The 20,917-nt window shown below is 71.4% G+C and carries 14 protein-coding genes and 2 pseudogenes; 8 read left to right on the top strand and 8 right to left on the bottom strand.

Annotated elements, in window-relative coordinates; genetic code table 11:
• Positions 1-25: 25 nt before the first annotated feature.
• Positions 26-688 (bottom strand): GntR family transcriptional regulator, encoded by a 663-nt coding sequence (locus OG904_RS04505; RefSeq protein WP_405487597.1) that lies wholly within the window; start codon positions 686-688, stop codon positions 26-28.
• Between the two features lie 123 nt (positions 689-811).
• Between OG904_RS04505 and OG904_RS04510 the strand changes: the two genes are divergently transcribed.
• The 3 genes from OG904_RS04510 to OG904_RS04520 all read left to right on the top strand — a co-directional run bounded on the left by OG904_RS04510 (position 812) and on the right by OG904_RS04520 (position 3,135).
• The gene (locus tag OG904_RS04510; RefSeq protein ID WP_405497762.1) at positions 812-1,717 is read left to right on the top strand and encodes a (2Fe-2S)-binding protein; all 906 of its coding nucleotides are present in this window, start codon (positions 812-814) and stop codon (positions 1,715-1,717) included.
• Positions 1,714-1,851 carry a hypothetical protein gene (locus tag OG904_RS04515; RefSeq protein WP_405487599.1) on the top strand — a complete coding sequence of 46 codons (138 nt, stop codon included), beginning with the start codon at positions 1,714-1,716 and terminating at the stop codon, positions 1,849-1,851. The genes OG904_RS04510 and OG904_RS04515 overlap by 4 nt, the downstream gene beginning before the upstream one ends.
• A 216-nt stretch (positions 1,852-2,067) precedes the next feature.
• Positions 2,068-3,135 carry a DUF2637 domain-containing protein gene (locus tag OG904_RS04520; RefSeq protein ID WP_405487601.1) on the top strand — a complete coding sequence of 356 codons (1,068 nt, stop codon included), beginning with the start codon at positions 2,068-2,070 and terminating at the stop codon, positions 3,133-3,135.
• Positions 3,136-3,176: 41 nt separating this feature from the next.
• Here the strand turns inward: OG904_RS04520 and OG904_RS04525 are convergent, their stop codons facing one another.
• From OG904_RS04525 to OG904_RS04540, 4 genes are all read right to left on the bottom strand, one after another.
• A complete protein-coding gene (locus OG904_RS04525) occupies positions 3,177-3,563 on the bottom strand; it encodes an ATP-binding protein (RefSeq protein WP_405497764.1) in 387 nt (128 codons plus the stop codon).
• Positions 3,564-3,772: 209 nt separating this feature from the next.
• Positions 3,773-5,515, bottom strand: a complete 1,743-nt coding sequence (locus OG904_RS04530; RefSeq protein ID WP_405487603.1) for a pyruvate dehydrogenase — start codon at positions 5,513-5,515, stop codon at positions 3,773-3,775.
• A gap of 64 nt (positions 5,516-5,579) precedes the next feature.
• Positions 5,580-6,884, bottom strand: coding sequence for a protein phosphatase 2C domain-containing protein (locus OG904_RS04535; protein ID WP_405487605.1), 1,305 nt, complete (start codon positions 6,882-6,884; stop codon positions 5,580-5,582).
• Between the two features lie 2,110 nt (positions 6,885-8,994).
• On the bottom strand, positions 8,995-12,798 hold the full coding sequence (locus tag OG904_RS04540; protein ID WP_405487607.1) for a S8 family peptidase: 3,804 nt from the start codon (positions 12,796-12,798) through the stop codon (positions 8,995-8,997).
• A 200-nt stretch (positions 12,799-12,998) separates the two neighbouring features.
• On the opposite strand from OG904_RS04540, the gene OG904_RS04545 reads away from it, so the two are divergent.
• From OG904_RS04545 to OG904_RS04555, 3 genes are all read left to right on the top strand, one after another.
• A complete protein-coding gene (locus tag OG904_RS04545; RefSeq protein ID WP_405487610.1) occupies positions 12,999-13,976 on the top strand; it encodes a helix-turn-helix domain-containing protein in 978 nt (325 codons plus the stop codon).
• 24 nt (positions 13,977-14,000) lie between these two features.
• The gene (locus OG904_RS04550; RefSeq protein WP_405487612.1) at positions 14,001-14,483 is read left to right on the top strand and encodes a DUF456 domain-containing protein; all 483 of its coding nucleotides are present in this window, start codon (positions 14,001-14,003) and stop codon (positions 14,481-14,483) included.
• Positions 14,484-14,620: 137 nt separating this feature from the next.
• Entirely contained in the window at positions 14,621-15,034 is a 414-nt protein-coding gene (locus OG904_RS04555; RefSeq protein WP_405487614.1) for a PPOX class F420-dependent oxidoreductase, read from the top strand.
• A 47-nt stretch (positions 15,035-15,081) separates the two neighbouring features.
• Here the strand turns inward: OG904_RS04555 and rsgA are convergent, their stop codons facing one another.
• Positions 15,082-16,248: a ribosome small subunit-dependent GTPase A gene (gene rsgA, locus OG904_RS04560; protein WP_405487616.1), complete on the bottom strand. Its 1,167-nt coding sequence runs from the start codon at positions 16,246-16,248 to the stop codon at positions 15,082-15,084.
• Between the two features lie 590 nt (positions 16,249-16,838).
• Here rsgA and OG904_RS04565 point away from each other — a divergent pair.
• A pseudogene (locus OG904_RS04565) lies at positions 16,839-17,212 on the top strand (IS5/IS1182 family transposase); the annotation flags it as partial.
• 13 nt (positions 17,213-17,225) lie between these two features.
• Here OG904_RS04565 and OG904_RS04570 read toward each other — a convergent pair.
• Positions 17,226-17,447, bottom strand: coding sequence for a hypothetical protein (locus OG904_RS04570; protein WP_405487618.1), 222 nt, complete (start codon positions 17,445-17,447; stop codon positions 17,226-17,228).
• Positions 17,448-17,716: 269 nt separating this feature from the next.
• Positions 17,717-18,279, bottom strand: a pseudogene (locus OG904_RS04575) (transposase).
• Positions 18,280-18,545: 266 nt separating this feature from the next.
• Here OG904_RS04575 and OG904_RS04580 point away from each other — a divergent pair.
• Positions 18,546-20,816: a hypothetical protein gene (locus OG904_RS04580; RefSeq protein ID WP_405487620.1), complete on the top strand. Its 2,271-nt coding sequence runs from the start codon at positions 18,546-18,548 to the stop codon at positions 20,814-20,816.
• The last annotated feature ends 101 nt before the right edge of the window (positions 20,817-20,917 follow it).

Here is a 20,917-nt window from a genome sequence, read left to right on the forward strand (position 1 = left end):
GCCGGACGGCGGACACGCCGCGCACCTAGCGGGGGGTGAAGTGGGTGCGGATCAGGGGCTCGGCCCGGGCGGGGTCGCCCGCGGTCAGAGCGTCCAGGAGCGCCACGTGCTCCGCCGCATCGGCGACGAGGTCCGCCCGGCGGATCCGCGAGGGCCCCGGCAGGGGCCACTGGGAGCGGCGGTGGAGGTCGTCCGCCACCAGCAGCAGCTGGCCGTTGCCCGCCAGGGCGAGCACCGCCCGGTGGAACGCCCGGTCCGCGTCGGCGTACCGCGCCAGATCACCCGCGGCCGCCGCCTCCGCAGTCTCGGCCGCCACCGGCCCCAGCGCGGCCCAGGCTCCGGGAGCCACCGTACGGGCGAGCCGCAGCATCACGGGGACCTCGAGCAGCGCCCGGACCTCGGCCAGTTCGGCAAGGTCTCCCGGGGTTCGGGTCAGGACCCGGAAGCCCCGGTTCGGGAGGCATTCCACCGCCCCCTCCGCCGCCAGCTGCTGCATCGCCTCGCGCACGGGCGTCGCCGAGACCCCGAACCGCTCCCCCAGCGCCGGGCCGGAGTGGATCTCCCCCGGCGCGAGCTCGCCCTCGAGGAGCGCCGCGCGCAGGGCCTCGAGGATCTGCCCGCGCACCGAATGGCGTACGACCTTCCGCGCCTGCTGTTCGGGTACCCGGGCTCGGGCCGTATCGCGCACTCGGTCCTCCCACGGGTTTCGACCTGCCCAGAGGATAGCCCGGCCTCCCACAGCCCGAAGGGATCAGGTAAGGTAAGGCTTACCTGTTAACGATCACGTGATTCGGTGGTCCCCATGACCGTTATGGCCGTCCCGACCGTCGAGACCGCCCAAGGACACGTCCGGCCCGTACGCACCACCGCCCCGGCCGGCTCCCCGGTGGCGGCCGCCTACGCACGGCTGACGGACGCCTACGGCGGCCTCCGCGTCACCGGGCTCGCCGCGCACGAACCCTCCCCTCGCGGTGTGGGGTGGGTGGGCGCGGACGGGCTCGCGGCGGGCGGTGCGGCCCTGGAGGAGTTCCTCGCCTGGGACGAGGCGCAAGTACGACGTGATTACGGTCACCGGGCGCGGCCCGACGTGGTGGCGGGCTTCGGACTGCACCGGTACGCGTGGCCGGCCTGCCTGCTGATCACCGTTCCGTGGTTCCTGGAGCGGCGGGTGCCCCTGCTGTCCCCGGACTCCGTGTCCTTCCACCGGACCCAGGGCCGGATGGCGGTCCGCGTCGGGTCCTTCGCCTGCCTTCCGGGGGATCCGGCGGCCGCCCTCCCCGGAGCCCGGGTCGTGCCCGACGAGGAAGCGCTGCGCGAGGAGGTGCGGGCCGCGGTGGCCCTGCACCTCGAACCGGTGCTGGAGGGCTTCGGCCCCCGCATGCGGCGCGGAAGGCGGGCCCTGTGGGGCATGGTGACCGACGAGGTCGTCGAGGGCCTCTGGTACGTCGGCAACCTCCTCGGCGCCGCCGAGGAGCGGCGGGCCGTGCGCGAGCTGGAGCTGCTCCTGCCCGGCGCGACGGCTCCCTATACGGGCGGGGCGGCGTTCCGCACGCTCGAAGCCCCGGACGGCCGGGAACTGCCCACCCGCGACCGGGCGAGCTGCTGCTTCTTCTACACGGTCCGCCCCGCGGACACCTGCGTCACCTGCCCCCGCACCTGCGACGCGGACCGCGTCGCCCGCCTGACGGCGGCGGAATCCGGCACACCGGCCTCGTGAACCCCACCAGGAACCCCACCGCGAGCCTCACCGCGAACCCCACCAGGAACCCCACCAGGAACCCCACCGAGAATCCCGACGGGAACACCGCCGCGAACCCCGACGCCGACCCCGGCCCTTCCCCCACCGACTGAACCCACCCGTCCGACTGACCCGGAATCGAACTCAACCCCGCACGTACGAGCGGCAGTTCGAGCTGCAACACCCTATCCGGCGGGCTCCGCCCCCCGATGGCGTCCACTTGCCCCGAAACCCGCGTGTACCACTCACCGGCTGCGCCACTATGGCGCCCGGAAAGCCGCACCGGCCCACGAGCCGAACAGCCGCATACGCGAGGCAAGGGACACCGCATGAGACTGACCGACATATCGCTGGACTGGCTGCTGCCCGGCAGCCTGCTGATCCTGGGCGTGCTTGCGGCAGTTGCGGTACTGGCCCGGGGCAAGCGCGAAGGCGAGAAGGCCGCGGCGGCCGAGGACACCTGGGAGCGCAGCGAGGAACGGCGGCGGCGCAAGGAAGCCGTCTACGGGACCGCCTCCTACGTCCTGCTCTTCTGCTGCGCGGCGGTCGCCGCCGCGCTCTCCTTCCACGGCCTGGTCGGCTTCGGCCGGCAAAACCTCAACCTCTCCGGCGGCTGGGAGTACTTGGTCCCCTTCGGGCTCGACGGCGCCGCCATGTTCTGTTCGGTGCTCGCCGTCCGCGAGGCCAGCCACGGCGACGCCGCCCTCGGCTCGCGCATGCTGGTCTGGCTGTTCGCGGGCGCTGCCGCCTGGTTCAACTGGGTGCACGCCCCGCGCGGCATCGGCCACGACGGGGCTCCGCAGTTCTTCTCCGGCATGTCGCTCTCGGCGGCCGTGCTCTTCGACCGGGCCCTGAAGCAGACCCGCCGGGCCGCACTGCGCGAACAGGGCCTGATCCCCAGGCCGTTGCCGCAGATCCGGATGGTCCGCTGGCTGCGGGCGCCGCGGGAGACCTTCGGCGCGTGGTCGCTGATGCTGCTGGAAGGGGTGCGCACCCTCGACGAGGCCGTGGACGAGGTGCGCGAGGACAAGAAGGAGAAGGAGCAGGACCGGCACCGCAGGCGGGAGCAACACCGCCTGGACCGGGCGCACATCAAGGCGCTCGGCCGGCAGAACCGGGCATTCGGGCGCGTGGCCCGCGCCCGTCAGGTCGATGTGCCGGGGCTGGCCCCCGGAGCGGGCTCCGCGCCGGTCGGCGCGGAGCCGGCCATAGCGGAAACCGGGCAGCTGCCACTACGACGCCGGCCCTCCCTGCAGGCCGTGGGCGGAACCGAACCCGCTGACACGACCGGCGGTCCCCGGACGGTGGACCTCACCGCCGAGGACGACACGCAGACACTCCCGCGACTCGACTCGCTCGAACGCAAACTGAAGGATCTGGAACAGCAGTTCGGCTGATCACGACCCCTTGGAACGATCGCTGGGCCCGCCCGACACCGTCAGGCGGGCCCGGTGCCGTCCGCCCCGTCGAGCTCGAACCACACCACCTTGCCCCCGCCCAGCGCCAGTCCCAGTGCGTCCACGCCCCAGGCGTCGGCGAGCGCCTGCACCAGCACCAGCCCCCTGCCGTGCGTACCGTCGTCGGCGGACGGTACGTGCGGCCGGGGCCGGCGGGCGGCGTAGTCGCGGACCTCCACCCGCAGGCGGTCCGCGTCCAGGGTCGCGGAGACCTCGGCGCCCTGATCGGTATGGACGAGGGCGTTGGTGACGAGCTCGGTGACCAGCAGCTCGGCCACCTCGGCGGCCTCCACCCGGCACCGGTGGCGCATCAACTCCCGTAAGGCCTTGCGGACTTCTCCCACGGCTTTGAGATCGGCCCGGCGCACGCTCCGGGTGATCCCGAGCGCGTCCACGGCCGCCCCGTCCTCGGTCGACGGTTCGCGCGGCACGGGCCGCCCTCTTCTGAACAGCTTCCCCGTCTTCGCCCCCACCCGCACGGCGATGTACCTCCCGTGTGCCCCGCTTCCCGACGGCCCGCCTGTCGAACAGGCCTACGGGATGCATGCCCCCCGGGGGAATCCGCACGCATCCGGGCTCACGGGCGCGGTACGTTGCGGAGGTTGGATCGCGCCATCTGGATCATCCGGCCGACCCCTCCGTCCAGCACGATCTTGCTGGCGGAAAGTGCGAATCCGGTCACCATTTCAGCGCTGATCTTCGGCGGAATGGACAGCGCGTTGGGGTCCGTCACCACGTCCACGAGGGCGGGCCCCTTGTGCTTGAAAGCTTCCTTCAAAGCCGCTGTGAGCTGCTTGGGCTTCTCCACGCGGACCCCGTACGCACCCGCCGCGCGGGCGATCGCCGCGAAGTCGGGGTTCTTGTTCGTCGTTCCGTACGACGGCAGGCCGGAAACCAGCATCTCCAACTCGACCATCCCCAGGGATGAGTTGTTGAAGAGGACCACTTTGACGGGAAGGTCGTACTGCACCAGGGTGAGGAAATCTCCCATCAGCATGGAGAAACCGCCGTCGCCCGACATCGACACCACTTGACGTCCGCGATCGGTGAACTGTGCGCCGATGGCCTGCGGCAGGGCGTTGGCCATGGAGCCGTGGCTGAAGGAGCCGATGATGCGGCGCTTGCCGTTCGGGGAAAGATAGCGCGCCGCCCACACGTTGCACATGCCCGTGTCGACGGTGAAAACGGCGTCCTCGTCGGCGAGTTCGTCGAGGACCGCGGCCACGTACTCGGGGTGGATGGGCGTGTGCTTCTCCACCTTCCGCGTGTACGCCTTCACCACCCCCTCCAGCGCGTCGGCGTGCTTCTTCAGCATCCGATCGAGGAACCGGCGGTCCGTCTTGGCCCGTACCCGGGTGTTCAGCGCGCGCAGGGTCTCCCGTACGTCGCCCCAGACCGCCAGGTCCAGCTTCGAACGCCGTCCGAGGTGTTCGGGCCGGATGTCCACCTGCACGATCTTCACGTCGTCGGGGAGGAAGGCGTTGTACGGGAAGTCCGTGCCGAGCAGGATCAGCAGGTCGCACTCGTGGGTGGCCTCGTAGGCCGCGCCGTAGCCGAGCAGCCCGCTCATGCCGACGTCGTACGGATTGTCGTACTGGATCCACTCCTTGCCGCGCAGGGCGTGTCCGACGGGGGCCTTGACCCGGCCCGCGAACTCCATCACCTCGGCGTGCGCCCCGGCGGTGCCGCTGCCGCAGAACAGGGTGACCCGGTCGGCCTCGTCGACGAGCCGGACGAGCTTGTCGATCTCGCCGTCGCCGGGGCGTACGGTCGGCCGCGCGGTCACCAGCGCGTGCTGGATGCTCTTCTCCGGCGCGGGCAGCGAGGCGATGTCGCCGGGCAGCGAGATCACGCCGACCCCGCTGCGGCCGATCGCGTGCTGGATGGCGCTCTGCAGGACCCGGGGCATCTGCTGCGGGTTGGAGATCAGCTCGCTGTAGTGGCTGCACTCGGTGAACAGCCGGTCGGGGTGGGTCTCCTGGAAGTAGCCGAGGCCGATCTCGCTGGAGGGGATGTGGGAGGCCAGTGCGAGGACCGGGGCCATGGAGCGGTGGGCGTCGTAGAGGCCGTTGATGAGGTGGAGGTTGCCGGGACCGCAGGAGCCCGCGCAGGCGGCGAGGGTGCCGGTGATCTGGGCCTCGGCGCCGGCCGCGAAGGCGGCCGTCTCCTCGTGGCGGACCTGGATCCACTCGATGCCACCCGTTCGGCGGATCGCGTCCACGACGGGGTTGAGGCTGTCGCCGACGACTCCGTACATCCGCCGGACGCCCGCGCGCACGAGGATGTCGACAAACTGCTCCGCCACGTTCTGCTTGGCCATGGAGGGCGCCCTTTCCGGTTCGGCTCTGCCGTGTGCGCCTTCCATCCACGCACGGTTCGCCCCGCTACGCCTCCCAGACCGCGGCGGCCGTCCGGTCGTCGGCGTACCCCTTGAGGCGGAGCTGGGTGTCGGCGAGGAAGGCCGCGAGGCCCGGCGCGGGCTCGTCGGACCAACGGACGCCGAGCTCGGCGGACAGCGGCTCCTCCTCCCGCATCGGCTCCGCGAGCCCGCCGGAGCAGAGCAGCAGCACGTCCCCGGCCCGAGCCACGGAAGCCCGAAACCGAAACCCGGATCCGGGGCCGGATCCGGTTCCGGGGCTGGCTCCGGCTCCGGGGCTGGCTCCGGCTCCGGGGCTGGCTCCGGCTCCGGGGCTGGCTCCGGCTCCGGCCGCCGGGGCGGCTCCGGTCGGCGCAGCCCCTGGTGACGCGGCTCCTTCCGGGCCGTGCCCCCACGGCACGGCACCGGCCGGGGCCGCCCCTCTCGGATCGGCCCCTCCCGGTACGCCGCCCGCCTGGCCGGCTCCCCGCGGCACGGCCCCGGTCGGCGCGGCCCCCGGTGACGCGGCTCCGCCGTGGGCGGCCCCACCCGGCTGGGCTCCCGGCTGGGCGGGCCCCCACGGCACGGCCCCGGCCGGGGCGGTCCCTCCAGGCGTGCTCCCTCGCGGCTCGGCCCACATCGGTGCAGCGCCTGGCGGGGCGCCCCGGGTGGGGTCGGATCCGGTGAGACCGGACCCGGTCGGCACGGACCCGGCGGCCGCGGACCCTGGCGGCGCGGTCTCCTCCAGGTCGCTCCACTGGCCTCCGCGGAGCCGGAACAGCCCGCCCGCGCCCGCGCCGAAGCAGACCCGGGTGCGGCAGCCGGGGTCGACCGGGAGCAGCAGCCCGCGCAGCCCGGCCGTGTAGGACTCCTCCGGGATCCCCAGCTCGGCGGCCCGGTTGCGCAGCCGCCCGTAGCCGCGGTCGGTGAGCCGCTGGAGCCCGGAGCGCAGGGCCTCGCGCCGGCCGGCCCGGATGTCTTCGGACAGCCGCTCCTGGCTCCGCCCGACGGCGCGCGCCACGGACCGGCACAGCTCGGCGGCGGCATCGGCGGCTCCGGGCGCGGCCCGGTCCCCGCCTGCGAGCACGACCAGGACCAGCGCGTCGGGGCCGGTGCCGAAGCGGGCGGTGAGCAGGAAGTCCCGCCGGGCCTCGCCGCGGAACCGGGCGGAGTCCCCGCGCACGGAGGCGGCACGCAGGGTGTAACCGCCGTACTGGGCCCCCTCCAGCACCGTGTCGGGGGTCAGCGCGTCGAGCCCGGCCGGATCGGCGGCGGGCAGCGCGACGGGCTCGGCGGCGTAGGTGGGCGGCCGGTCCCCGAGATGCGCCACCACTGGCCGCGGCACCCCGAATCCCCCACCGCCGGGCCCGGGCCCGTACACCTCGGCCGGGCCGCTTCCATACGCCCCGGCATCAGATCCGGTACCGGTCCCATACCCGTCGGCCACCGCCCCGGCATCCCCACCGGCCCCGTCGCCAGTCCCCGGCCCGTACACCCCGGCGGCCGGGCCGCTTCCATACGCCCCGGCATCAGATCCGCTACGGGTCCCATACCCGTCGGCCACCGCCCCGGCATCCCCACCGGCCCCACCGCCAGTCCCCGGCCCGTACACCCCGGCCGGGCCGCTTCCGTACACCCCGGCACCAGATCCGGTACCGAGCCCGTACGCATCGGCCACCGGCCCGGCACCCGCACCCGCCCCACCGCCGGGCCCCGGCCCGTGCGCCGCGGCCCCCGGCCCGGGCCCGTACGCCTCCGCCCCACTGCTGGACGTGTCGGCCACCGGCCCGCTGCCGTCCGGCCCGGGCCCCAGCCCGGCGCCGTCCGGCCCAGCGCCCTGCCCTGTACCGGTCGTTCCGGCACCGGGCCCGTCCGGGTAAGCCGCGCCCCCGGCCCCTGCCCCGTTCCCACCCGGACCGGTCGGCCCCACGGTCCGGTCCGGACCGGAGTAGGCGGAACGGGCCGGGACGGCGCCCGCACCAGCCCCACTGCCGCTGCGGTCGCCCGGACCCGAGCCTGACCCGAATCCTTGCTCGGCCCCGGAACCAGAACCGAAGCCGAGACCGGAGTCTGGACCGAGACCGGAACCAGAACCGGAGCCCGGGACGAGCCCGTCCCCGCCGCCCGGTGCAGAGCCCGGTGCAGAGTCAAGGCCTGCCCCGTGGCCGCCGCCCGGACCGGCACCCGGGACGGAGCCACCGCCGGAACTAGGGCCGGGACCGCCGCCAGAACCCGGGCCGGAGCCACCACCCGAACCCTGGCCGGGACCACCGTCAGAACCGGAGCCGGAGCCGTCGCCGGATCCCCGGCCGGGTCCCGACCCGGAGCCGGGACCCGGGTCCCATCCGGAGGCGGAGGCGGGGCTGGAGCCGAGGTCGAAGCCAGGACCGTGGCCGGGGTCAGGACGTGAGCCACCGCCGACGGGGCCGGAGGCGGAACCGGGACCCCGGGTGGAACCCGGGCCGCGAGCCGCGCTGAAGTCCGGGGCAGAGCCCTGCCAGGGGACGGGATCAGGACCCGGGCCGGACCCAGGACGTTGCGCGGAACCGGGCCCGGGGTCGACACCCGGCTCAGGGTCGGCACCCGGCCCAGGGCCGACACCCGGCCTGAGGTCAGGACCCGGACCGGACCCCCTCCCCCGGCCGGGAACGGCCGCTGAACCGGTTGCCGCCGTCTCCCCGGGGCCCGGCCGGCCGGCTCCGGGGCGCGGTCCGGAGTCGGCGTCCGGCTCCGGACCACCCCGGTCCCGCTCCGGGGGCGCAGTCGTGGTGGGGGCATCGTCCCGTAGGCCCCAGTACCAGTCGGGCAGCTCCTCCGGCCCGGCGGGCGGCAGCGCGGGCGGGACGGCGACGTCCCCCAGCGCGTACCAGGTCTGCCCGCCCTCCCGGGGATCCCGCGGCGGCGGCAGCACCGAGTACCTGTCCCCGCGGCCCGGCCGGGGCTCCGGCACGGGCGGGGCCTGGGAAGCGGGTGCGGCCTGCGCCCCGGCCCCTCCGCCTCCCGGCCCGCTCTGATCCGGAGCCTCCGGGCGCGCTCCGCCGGCCGCCCCGGCACCGGCCGAAGGGCCAAGGTCCGGCGCCGCCCCCGCAACCGGCCCGGACCCCGGCTCCGGACCGCGCTCCGGCCCCGGTGGCCCCGCCGAGGGGTCCACCGAGGGGTCCGCCGGGGGTCCGTCCTCGTCGTGGCGGGGTCCCGGGAACGCCGGTGGGGCCACCAGGACCGCCGCCGAGCGGAAGCGGTGGTCCAGGGTGTCCCTGGGGTCGGGGTCCGGTCCCGCGTCGGGGTCCTCGTAGAGCTTCTGCCACCAGTCATCCGCGCCCGCGCCCTGCTGACTCATGCCCCTCATTGTCGGGCTCCGGCGCGGCCGGAATCCGGCGAACTCACGAAAAGGGGGGTCCATCGGACCGCCGTCCGATGGACCCCCCTCCCCTCAGTCGTACGACTTAACGAATGTCGTACGCCCGCGCGACCATCTGGGTGACGGTAGCGCCGTTCACGTCGGTCAGCTCGACCTTGAGCATGACCTGCTTGCCCGCGGCTCCGGCGTGGTCCACGGTCGCGGTCCACTGCCCGCCGCGCTCGCTGACCTTCGCCCCGGTCCAGCTCTCTCCGTTGTCGTACGAGTACGACAGCTTCGCGGACTTGAGCGCGCCGGGCGCGTAGCCCGCGTGCCCGCTGACTCCGAGTCCGATCTTCTGGCCGTTGGCCGCGGCCAGCGTCTTCATGCCGTCCAGCGGAGCGGAGATCCTCGGGAAGAGGATCGAGAGGGGCTGCGAGTACTGCGTCGCGTCCAGCTTCGAGCGGAAGGTCCAGGAGGTGACGACCGCCTGGGAGCGCTGCCAGGTCCGGGCCGGCTGCCCGAACTTCTCGATCTGCTGGGTCAGTTCGTACGTGGCCTCCTCGGCCGGGACCTCGAAGGCCCCGGACGGGTACCAGCTGTCGCCGATCTGCTCGCCGTTGCGCTTGAGCACCAGCCCGCCGGCGTCACCGAAGCCGCCCGGCTGGGCGTAGTGCCCGCTGTCGCCCCACATCGCGGAGGAGAAGCCGATCAGGTTGCCCTGCCGCTCGGCGGCCAGCTGCTCCTTGCCGTCCGTGTCGCGGCCCGCCACCGGGCCCATGACCCCGTCGTACCAGTTCTCGGCGCGCTGGGAGCCGGAGCGGTAGGTGCGGTGCTGGTCCGTCATGAACTCGCCCCACGGGAAGCTGCTGGAGACCAGGTGGTCCCAGGCCGTGTCCCCGGCGGAGTAGAACTCGGTGCGCTTGCCCGGCACCGCGACGGTGTCCATGCCGCCGAAGAACACGGCGCTGCCGGTCGGCCGGTAGGCCCCGGTGACGTCGATGAAGTCGGCCGCGACGCCCATCGACTGGTAGGCCGACTCGACGGTGGCGAGGTCGCGGTCGCGCACCCGGTAGGTGCGGTCGCCGTGGATCTGGCCCTTCTCGATCTGGGCGAGGTTGTAGACGTACGGGCTCTTCGCGCTGCCCTTCCAGCTCAGCGTGACGGGGCCCTTGCCCAGCTTGGCCAGCAGGGCCTGGCCCTCGCCCGACTCGACGGACAGGGCCGGGAGCGAGCCGCCCGCGTAGCCGGTGAAGCCCTGCCAGCGGCCGGGGGCGTCGCGGTAGGCGAGCACGGCCTTGGCGCCGGCCGCCTTCGCGGCGTCCGCGACCTCGTAGAGCGCGCCGTCGTCCGTCTTGACCAGCACGATCGCGCCCTCGGCCGCGACGGCCGCGAGCTCCTCGGGGCTGCCCTTGCCCGCGTTGACGAGCGGCGCGCTGCCGGTGCCGTCGAGGTTGTCGCTGCCGGTGGAGGCGGTGAGCGGGTGCAGTACGGGGCCGCCGTTCGCCTTCAGCTCGGAGAGCAGCGGCGCGGCCGCCCGCCAGTAGCTGCCGAACTCGAAGGTGCCGTCCTTCGCCTTGCCGTCGACCGAGGCGTAGTAGCCGCGGATGGTCCGGCCGCCCATGGCGGTGGCCGCGTGCAGCCAGGCCTCGTCCCAGGAGCGGGCGAAGGCGAGCGTGGTGTTGCGGGCCTCGGTGGGCCGGTCGGTCGCGATGTCCAGCCGGGCCGCCTTGCGGGCGTCCAGGACGATCACCGTGTCCTTCTTGACCTCCACCTGCGGGCGGCCGAGGTAGGTGAGCGAGTCGATCATGGTCGCGCCCTCTCCCGCGTCGGGCGTGCCGACGAAGGCGGAGAGGAAGTACGCGCCCGGGCGGACCCGGTAGACCTGGTCGGCGGAGCCCTCGTTGAAGCGGCGCTCACCGGAGGCGTCGTCGGTGCCGATCACGTCCAGGGAGGACGGGCCGGCGGCCGGCTTGCCCGCACGGTCGATGAGCTTCACCCGCAGGGTGACCGTCTCCGGCTCCACGTAGAGGGAGAAGGGGGTGGAGACGTGCACGCCGTTCGCCGTGGCGACCACGCGGCCGGTGACGTCCCCGTACTGGGAACGCTCCAGCTTCGCGGCGGGGTCCAGGGCGAGCGGCACCTTGACGGTGGCGCCGGCCGGGACGGTCACGGTGCGCTGTCCGAGGCGGGCGACCTGGCTGCGGACGGCGGAGCCGTCGTTGCCGGTGACCTTCTCGACGGAGAGGGTCAGCGTGACGGGCTTGCTGCCGGTGTTGGTGTACGGGACCTGCACGCCGGTGCGGTCGCTGCGGTCCTGCGGCCAGTTGTACGCGCCGCCCTGGACGGCGGGCGCGCTGGTGACGGTGGTGTCGATGGCGGCCTTCACGTCGAGGCGGCCACCGCCGGTCTCCCGTACGTCGCCCGGGACCGCGGTGTTGGCGGAGCCGACCAGCGCGGCCTTGATCTGCTGCGGGTTCCAGTCGGGGTGGCGCTGCTTGACGATGGCGGCGGCGCCCGCGACGTGCGGGGTGGCCATCGAGGTGCCGGACATGGACTGGTACGCGTACACCCCGCGGCCGCCCATGTTGGCCGCGGAGATCCCGACGCCGGGGGCGGCGATCTCGGGCTTGAGGGTGTGCTCCAGGCCGGCCGGGCCGCGGCTGGAGAAGGAGGCGGTCTTGTCGTCGCGGTCCACGGCGCCGACGGTCAGCACGCTGGGCGCGCAGCCGGGGGACGACACGGTGTTGTTGCCGGGGCCGGAGTTGCCGGCCGCGATGACGAAGAGGGTGCCGCTGCTCTTGGCCAGGGCCTCGGTGGCGACGGACATCGGGTCGTCACAGGTGAGGCGTGAGGGGTCGCCGAGGCTCATGGAGACCACGTCGGCCTTGCTGTCGACGGCCCACTGCATGCCCGCGATGATCCACGAGTCCAGGCCGTAGCCGGAGTCGTTGAGGACCTTGCCGCTGAGCAGCTGGGTGCCGGGGGCGACGCCCTTCTTCGCTCCGCCGCTCGCCGCGCCGGAGCCGCCGACGGTGGAGATGGTGTGGGTGCCGTGGCCCTGGCGGTCCTCGACCGTGTCCGAGTCGGTGAAGTTCTCCGCCTGGACGACCCGGCCCTTGAGGTCGGGGTGTTCGAGGTCGGTACCGGTGTCGAGGACGGCCACCTTGGTGCCCGTGCCGTCGAATCCGGCGGCCCACGCGGCGGTGGCGTTGATCTGCTTGGTGGACCGCTCCAGGTTCGCCTGGACCTTGCCGTCCAGCCACAGCTTCTTCAGCGGGGCGGAGGCGGCCGAGCGCGCGTGGGGGTTGACGGTGGCGCCGGTGACGTCGGCCCAGAAGTCGGCGGCCTTCTCCTTGTCGGCGGCGAGTGCGACGCCGCCGATGGAGCCGAGGACGAGCGACTGTTCGGCGCCGCGGGGCAGCGGCGGGGCGCTGCGCGCGAGGCTCGCCGCGCCCGTCGAGGTGTCGTACACCGCGATGAGCGGGAGCTTCTTGGCGTGCGCGTCGTCGTAGCCCTGCCGGATCAGGCCGGTGACGTTGAAGAGTTCCTCGTCGGCCTTGCCCGCGGCGAGCGCCATGATCGCGCTCTCCGGGTAGACGTACAGGTCCTTGCCCGACTGGCGGGTCTGCACGAGCGGCTGCGAGCCGTCCTGGCGGGGCATCGCGGTGGCGGCGGTGCGGCCGGCCGCGTCGGTGGAGACCAGGATCCGGTCACCGGTGACCAGGGTCACCGTGACGGGCCCGGTGGGCTGCTTCGCGGCCGCGTCGCTGCCGGTGAGGGGCCTGTTGGCCGCTGTCCCCGCTCCGGGTGCCCCGTCGCTCGGCTGTGCCGTGGACGGACCCACGGCCGTGACGGCCAGGACGGCCGCGATGGCCGCTCCCAGTGCCGTACGCGATATCGGGCGCATCGCTCTCCCCAGGTGAATTCCGGCCAACTACTGCATTGCACGGCGAAACGCCGCGTAAATGGCTTCTGGCCAGCGGATGTTGGTGCTGCGGTGGCGTCACCTTGGCAGAGAGGCGGGTGGTGCGGCGATGATGTCCGCGGCGGGTTTGCGCCGTGGCCGCTTCCCGCCAGGAACGGCGCTGAGAGGGTTGGGTGGACGGGTTGCTGGGAGCGATAGGTCTCGACGAGGGACAGGAGACGGCGTACCGCGCGCTGGTCGCGCTGGGGGCCGCGGAGGTGCCTGACCTCGCGCACCGGCTGACGCTGCCGGTGCAGCAGACCGAACGGACCCTGCGTCACCTGGAGCGCCAGGGGCTCGCGGCCCAGTCCTCCGCCCGGCCCGGCCGGTGGGTGGCGGCCCCGCCCGGGGTGGCGCTCGGCGCGCTGCTCACCCAGCAGCGGCACGAGCTGGAGCAGGCGGAGCTGGCGGCGGCGCTGCTGGCGCAGGAGTACCGGGCGGAGGCCGCCGAGCCCGCGGTGCACGACCTGGTGGAGGTGGTGACGGGTGCGAGCGCGGTGGCCCACCGCTTCCACCAGCTCCAGCTCGGGGCGGCGGAGGAGGTGTGCGCGCTGGTCACCGGCCGGCCCCAGGTGGTGACGGGGACGGAGAACGAGGCGGAGGAACGGGCCTCCGTAAGGGGCGTCGCGTACCGGGTGGTCATCGAACGGGAGGTGCTCACCCGGTCCAGCGGCATCCGCGAGGCGTCCACGGCGCTGGCGCGCGGTGAGCACATCCGGGTGACGGCCGAGGTGCCGACCAAACTGGTGATCGCGGACCGGACCCTGGCGATGGTGCCGCTGACGGCGCGCGGCGCGGAGCCGGCGGCGCTGGTGGTGCACGCTTCGGGGCTGCTGGAGTCCCTGATGGGCCTCTTCGAAGCGGTCTGGCGGGAGTCGCTGCCGCTGCGGCTGGGTTCCTCCGGAGCCCCGGAGGAATCGGACGGCGGACCCGACATCACCGATTTGGAGATCCTCACCCTGCTCCTGGCGGGGATGACGGACGCGAGCGTGGCGAAGCACCTGGAACTGGGCCTGCGCACGGTCCAGCGGCGGGTGAAGGGCCTGATGGAGCTGTCCGGGGTGACCACCCGGCTCCAGCTCGGCTGGCACGCGTACGAGCGGGGCTGGGTGGCCCGATAGCCCCAGGTCAGGCACGCTGAGCAGATGAACCTGCCTCAGCTGCTCCTGGTGGGGCTGGTGCTCGTGCTCGGACTGCTCGGGGTGCTGGTCCCGGGGGTCCCGGGGACCTGGCTGGTCTGGGCCGGAGTGCTCTGGTGGGCGCTGCACGAGCGGTCGCCGGAGGCGTGGGGCCTGCTGGCCGGGGCGACGGCGCTGCTGCTGGTGGTGCAGGTGGTGAAGTGGCAGCTGCCCCCGCGCAGGCTCCGGGGCGTGGGCGTCACCCGCCGGATGGTGGTGTACGCGGGTGCGGGGGCGGTACTGGGCTTCGTGCTGGTGCCGGTGGTGGGGGCGGTCCCCGGCTTCGTGGGCGGCATCTACCTCTGCGAGCGGCAGCGCCTGGGCACGCACGGCGAGGCGTGGGCCTCGGTCCGTGCGGTGATGCGGGCGGTGGGGACGAGCGTGCTGGTGGAGCTGTTCGCGTGCCTGCTGGTGGTGGGGGCGTGGCTGGGGCTGGCGGTGTGGGCTTAGCGGGGTGGGCCTGGCGGGGTGCCTTCCGGGGCCCTTTGCGGTGTGGTCCCGGTCCGGCCGGGCGGGTCTTTCGGCGTAGGCCCGCGTAGGTCCCCGGCCCGATGCGGTGTGCCGCCCGGGCTGGGATCGTCTGCCTCATGACGGAATTCGAGGGTTTCAAGGGTTTCAAGGGTTTCAAGGGTTTCAAGGGTTTCAGCGAGGCCGAACTGGCATACCTGCGCTCGCAGCATCTGGGCCGGCTCGCGACCGTGGACGCGGCCGGGCAGCCGCAGGCGAACCCGGTGGGGTTCTTCCCGCAGGACGACGGGACGGTCCTGGTGGGCGGGCTGGCGATGGGCACGACGAAGAAGTGGCGCAACCTGTCGGTGAACCCCCGGCTGTCGCTGGTCGTGGACGACCTGGTCAGCACCCGCCCGTGGAAGGTCCGCGGCGTGGAGATCCGCGGCCGCGCCACGCTGGAGGTCGGCCCGCACTCCCTGGGCCCGCACTTCAGCCCGGAAGTCATCCGGATCCACCCGGAGCGCGTCCTCGCCTGGGGCCTGGAGGGCTGACGCCGGCGGGGCCGGACGAGCCGGCCCCGCCGACGGGAGCGGGAAGGTCAGGCCCGGCCCGTGCGCTTCGCGGAGTAGTTCGCGCGGCCCTCCGCCGCGCGCAGGCGCCAGTCGCGCCTGATCTCCGACCGGAGCCTCGCGTCCGTCTTCGCGACGATCCGCTGGTTCTCCCGCAGGAGCTTGCGGTAGCTCTCCAGCCGCCGCTCGGGCAGCTCCCCGGAGTCCACCGCCTCCCGTACCGCGCACCCCGGCTCCGCCTCGTGCGCGCAGTCGTGGAAGCGGCACCGCTCCGCGTACTCCTCGATCTCCGAGAAGACCTGCCCGACGCCCGCCTCCGCGTCGAAGAGCCCGACGCCCCGCAGCCCGGGGGTGTCGATCAGCACGCCACCGCCCGGCAGCGCCAGCAGGTTCCGCGTCGTGGTCGTGTGGCGGCCCTTGCCGTCGACGTCGCGCGCCGCCTGGACCTCCATCACGTCAGCCCCGAGCAGGGTGTTGGCCAGCGTGGACTTGCCCGCGCCGGAGATCCCGAGGAGCACGCTCGTACCGCCCCCGACCACCGCGGCGAGCACGTCCGTGCCCTCCCCGGTCACCGAGGACACGGTGAGGACCTGGACGCCGGGCGCCGTGGTCTCGACGTCCTCGACGAGGTGCCCCAGGGTGACCGGGTCCGGGACCAGGTCCGCCTTGGTCAGGACGACGAGCGGCTGTGCCCCCGATTCCCAGGAGTGCGCCGACGTACGCAGCAGCGCGTCACCGCTCGAGCTGGACATCGCAAGCGCGAGGAACCGCTCGATCCGCCCAAGGTCGAGTTCGACCGCGAGCGACACACAGATGATGATGTGATCGATGTTGGTGGCCAGCACCTGGCCTTCGGAACGCTTGGAGGACGTCGACCGCACGAAGGCCGTACGGCGAGGAAGGATCGTGCGCGCGTACCGCGGATCACCGCCCGCGGGATCGACGGCGACCCAGTCCCCCGTGCACACGACCTTCATCGGATCACGGGGAACAACGAACTCGGTGTCGGCACGGATGACGCCGGCAGGGGTGACCACGTCGCACTGACCGCGGTCAACCCGCACGACCCGGCCAGGGACCAGACCCTGCGCGATGTACGGGGCGAACTCCGCTTCCCAGTCTTCGTCCCAGCCGTAGGCGGCGAGGACGTGCTGAGCATCAGAAGTGGAAGACGTGTTGAGCAAAACGTTGAGCAAGGGAAACCCTTCAAAGGGTGGCCCCGGCGGCGCGCTCTGCGCGCGGAAATTGAGTGGGTGTCAGCCGGAGACCACAGGGGTGGAAACGATGAACTCCTGAATGCGGGCAGCGCCCGTCACCATGACAGTCATCAATGTCCTCACCTCCTGCTTCTTCTCAACGAACCAACACCGCGCCCTCGGCAACGACACACAGCCGCGCCTTGGCACGAGCAGAACCATAGCCCCACCCCAGGGCACGGCACCATCGATTAAATTTCGGGACCTCACCTGTACGACCCCGGCAGTCGGCGGACCGGCGTCACGCCGCGAGTCGTACAGCATCCTGGGCGAGGACCTGCGGCCTGCCGACCTCAACGACCGGCCGCCTGCATCGCCTCAACCGCGAGGCACTGCGCCGGGGCCGCTCTTCCCTGACCACATTGAACAATCCTCCAACCGGCAAGGACGTACGGGCCCGCTTCGCGGAGATCCTCGCGGACCAGAACGACCCGCAGGACATGATCGACAAGATGGTCGAGATCATCGGCGTCGAGCACGGGTCGTACCGCAACGTGTGGCCGCGTCCGGGTACCTCGTCACCGAACTGTCAGATGATTCCGGTCCTGGAGCGCGTTCGCCTGCCACGGCCGGGCGGCGGTCGCCCGCGCACCCGGCCCGATCACCGTCAGCGGAGACGAGGCGTGCTCTTCCTGGCCTAACCGCCGCTACCTACGCAGGCGCCAGATCAAGCACACCGTCCCCGAACCGAAGAATCAGCGGGCTAACCGGAAGCGCCGCGGTAGCCGAGGCGGTCGACCCACCGGCTTCGACAGGTCGCTCTACACACGCGGGAACGAAGTCGAGCGAACCATGAATGCCCTGAAGGCCTCGCGGGCTGTGGCGACCATGTACGACAGATAGAGCACATATCTTCCACGGCACCGTCACCCTCGCTGCGATCCGGCTCTGGCTGCGCTCCTGAGGACCGGGCACCCTCACTCGCCGGAATGGCCGTGCCGCCCGAGCAGGCCGAGTGCCGTCAGCACAGTGACGCAAAGCGTCATCCAGCCGATGAACGCGCCGCCGCCGTACAGCACTGCACTAGCTACCGGCGCCCCAGCCTCATGCGAAAGTACCCCCGCCACCACCGCTACAAGCAGCGACGATACGAAGGACAGAAGTGCAAGAAGTACCTGAACGAGAAAAGTCAGCCTCACCAGTCGATCCCTTTCACGAAGGTGATCGACCAGTCGGCGGGCAGCCTCAGCTCGACCACCGCTTACGGATGGCCTGCTGAGGCTCTGCGACGATTAGAGACTCATCGTGCTCATTGCCTGTTGAGATTGAAGCACTGTCCCCCATCGGACACGTCGCCAGTGCTTGTGGCTCTCGAATGAGCAACGCATAGCCTAGCCACAGGTGTTGAAGATCGCCAGCACTCAAGCCTGTGAGGTGGACGGTCGGTCCCACACCCACCAGACACGCCCTAGGCACTGCCTGACGGCTCTTTGGTGAGGGCGCGGAGCCAGTTCACGATGGCTGCTGTGGCCAGGGTGCCGTTGATGATGTAGTCGCGCTTGTCGTACCGGGTTGCGACGGCCCGGTGGTGTTTCAGCTTGCCGATGCAGCGTTCGACGGTGTTGCGCTGGCGGTACTGCTCGCGGTCGAAGTCCGGCGGGCGCCCGGTTCCGGTGCGGGCCACGTTGAGGGCCTGCATGAGGGGGATGAACATCGGGCTGTCGCCGCGCTGGCCGGGTGAGGTCAGCCGGACCAGGGGCCGGCAGCGGTCATCGGCCAGCAGGTGGACCTTGCCCGCAGGATCTTCGACCAGGCGCCGTCGGCCGACCAGCGGCGCTGACGTTCGTAGACGGTCTGCCAGGATCCGTGGCGTTCGGACAGGTAACGCCAGGGAATCCCGGTCCGTGTCCGGTAGAGCACACCGTCGACCACGGTCCGGTGGTCGGCCCACCGCCCACCCGGCCCGCCCGTCTCCGACAGCAGCGGGGCTATCCGATCCCACTGAGCGTTCGTCAGTTCATGCCGACGCACCATGACCGGCTCTTGCCCGGAACGGCAGCAGATCCACCGTCCGGGCGAGAGCCATCAGACACTGCCTGGTGGAATTCCCCTGGCTCCAGAGCCAGTTCACCCATCATGTCGATTACCGACGGTCCATTCCCCACGAACGAAGCCCTTCCGCCGAAGTGGACGGAGCACCGAGACCCGCCCCGTAGGACAAGCCCTTGGATCGTGTCCTACATGGCCAGGGGTGCCGCTACCCTTCGCGCTAATCGAATGGGCAGGAAGGATAGTTCATGCCCCCACTTTCCCTGCTTGGCCGACCATCACGAATGGTCGCGCGGAAGTCGGCTCTTCTCCTGTCATCCGCCGCAATCGCAATGTGCGGGGCGCTCCCGGTCTATACCGGCGCTCCCGCGGCGGCAGCAGCAGATGGAATCATCCCGACGAATCCCGCCGTCGCCACATCGCCTGACGGAACGCTCACGCTGCTCGCGGCGGACGCGAACGGACAGCTCAGCTACCGCGTACGGTCGGGCGGAAACGGGGACTGGGGATCCTGGAAGTCGGGGTTCGACAACGGAACGGGCGGACCCCCTTCGGTCGCCCAGAACCTGGACAAGGGCCAGGTCGTATTCGTCCGGGGCAACAGTGGCAATCTCCGGTACCAGAAGATCCTCACCACCACGGGCGACGTTGCTCCAGGTCCCTGGAATGTCATCGGGCAACCGGCGGGTGTTCCCCTCGTGGGGGACCCCGTGGTCGTCGCCAACAACAACATCTACAGCAAGCCCTCGAACAGCACCACGAAGGTGAGCAACAACGACGGCCGGCTGGAAGTGTTCGTTCGCGGCTCTGACAACGGCCTGTGGTACACGGTCCAGAAGGCCCCCAACGGAGACCTCTGGACCGACTGGAAGCGCCTGGCGGGAGACTGGGACGGGAATCCGGCCGCCATCGTCGAGGGTGACGGACGCATCGGAATCTTCGCCCGCAAAGCCGACGGGCGCATCAGGCACAGCGCGCAGATCGCCCGGTCAACCCAGATGGATCCGCAACCGGACTGGTCGCCCTGGCTCGAACTCGGGGACGGATTCACCGGCGGCGTCGCCGTAGCCGCTAACATCACCGACTCGGGCCAATTGCTGCAGATCTTCGGGAACCGTGCCGGAAACCTGTACACCGCGACCCAGTCGACCCCCGGGACCGTGAGCAATCCGAACGGCACCTGGGCAGCCGGCAGGATTCTGGGCCCCGAGTTCACCACCACTCCCGTGACGGCCAGCTACTCGGACGGGCGGATCGCCGTATTCGGCATCAACGCCGCCGACGGCAAGGTCGCCTACCGTCTACAGACCCAGAGCGCGGACACCGTCGACGTCAACGGCATCTGGCTGGGGAACCGGACCATCCTGGACGGCATCAGGGACGCGGCCACGTCCCTCGCGGTGCAGACCTCAACTTCCAGAGACGTACCCGGTTTCGAAGTCTTCGCCATGGCCAATGGGTCCGTATTCCAGCGCACACAGCTGGCCGCCGGAACGCCCGACGGAAGCAGGACCGACATCTGGCTCAACTGGAAAGACCTCGCCTGGCCCGGGTCGGGACCATGTGAAGCCCCTGGCACGCTGCCTTGCCTTCAGATCTTCAATCCAAACCTTCAGCAGCCGCTCGCCGCGTCCGCCGGGGGATTCCCCACCGGGCAACCCGGATTGCCCACTCTCCAGCAGCAATGGTCACTGTCTCAGCGAAGGGACGCGAACGGAAACGAAACCGGCAGGTTCAACATCAGCAGCAAGTACAACGGCCTTTGCCTCTACTTGGCAAATATTACCGATGTCGAATTGAGCGCGGACCCTTCCCCGGCCTTCAAGGACTGTGGATCGATGGCCGGAAATGAGTATTGGAGTCTCGAACCTGTCGGTTCCAACTCGCTTTCAGAGCCCGCATCCTACCGGCTCCACCACCGCTCTTTCTGCATCGGCATCAATTCATCCAAGAATCTCGAAGTGCACTACTGCAACAACACCACCCCCACCAGCAATGACACCTGGAGACTGGGAAACGCCAGGGAGGCCGTGACTTCCGAGGAAACGGCGGAAGGCGTGGTGGGGCTGGTGGCCAAGTACGCCGCCTACAACTGCAAAGCGCGGCCGTCTGCGGCAAAATGCTCATTCGTGGACGGTTCGGGAAGCTCTGCCTATCGAGCGTCCAAGGGATGTGTCGAAGGCAGTGTCATTTTTAATGCCAGCACCGAAAAGGCCGATCACACCCAAGGTTCAACCAAGTCCAGTGGGTCTACGTGGGGAATCGGAACCGGTATCGCAATCGGGCCACTAGGAGATTTGTTCAAAGCTGCATTTGACGCAAATCACTCCTGGACCGAAAGCACCGACACAACCGACTCAACCACCGTCAGCGTACCCCCCCCAGCAATTCGGATGGATCGAAAGGGCTCCGGTACTTCGCGAGACATCCGGGTCGTGGAGGTTCTCGGACGCAGACTCCGGTCAGAACTGGAACTTCAGCGGGCACAACATCACGTACGCGAGGAGTGTCCTGAATGAAGTCACCGACTTCACCATCGTGAAAACCTCCAAGTTCCCCCCGCTCAGCGGACTCTGCGCCTGAGCAACCGTCAAGCGAAGCCTCCGGCCCCCGGTGTGAG

The sequence above is a fragment of the Streptomyces sp. NBC_00096 genome (assembly GCF_045041305.1).
GTDB lineage: Bacteria > Actinomycetota > Actinomycetes > Streptomycetales > Streptomycetaceae > Streptomyces.

Bases quoted from the DNA above. Each gene is read 5' to 3' on its own strand.
- OG904_RS04510 (WP_405497762.1), top strand. From the start codon at position 812: ATGGCCGTCCCGACCGTCGAGACCGCCCAAGGACACGTCCGGCCCGTA.
- OG904_RS04520 (WP_405487601.1), top strand. From the start codon at position 2,068: ATGAGACTGACCGACATATCGCTGGACTGGCTGCTGCCCGGCAGCCTG.
- OG904_RS04530 (WP_405487603.1), bottom strand. From the start codon at position 5,515: ATGGCCAAGCAGAACGTGGCGGAGCAGTTTGTCGACATCCTCGTGCGC.
- OG904_RS04540 (WP_405487607.1), bottom strand. From the start codon at position 12,798: ATGCGCCCGATATCGCGTACGGCACTGGGAGCGGCCATCGCGGCCGTC.
- OG904_RS04550 (WP_405487612.1), top strand. From the start codon at position 14,001: ATGAACCTGCCTCAGCTGCTCCTGGTGGGGCTGGTGCTCGTGCTCGGA.
- OG904_RS04555 (WP_405487614.1), top strand. From the start codon at position 14,621: ATGACGGAATTCGAGGGTTTCAAGGGTTTCAAGGGTTTCAAGGGTTTC.
- OG904_RS04580 (WP_405487620.1), top strand. From the start codon at position 18,546: ATGCCCCCACTTTCCCTGCTTGGCCGACCATCACGAATGGTCGCGCGG.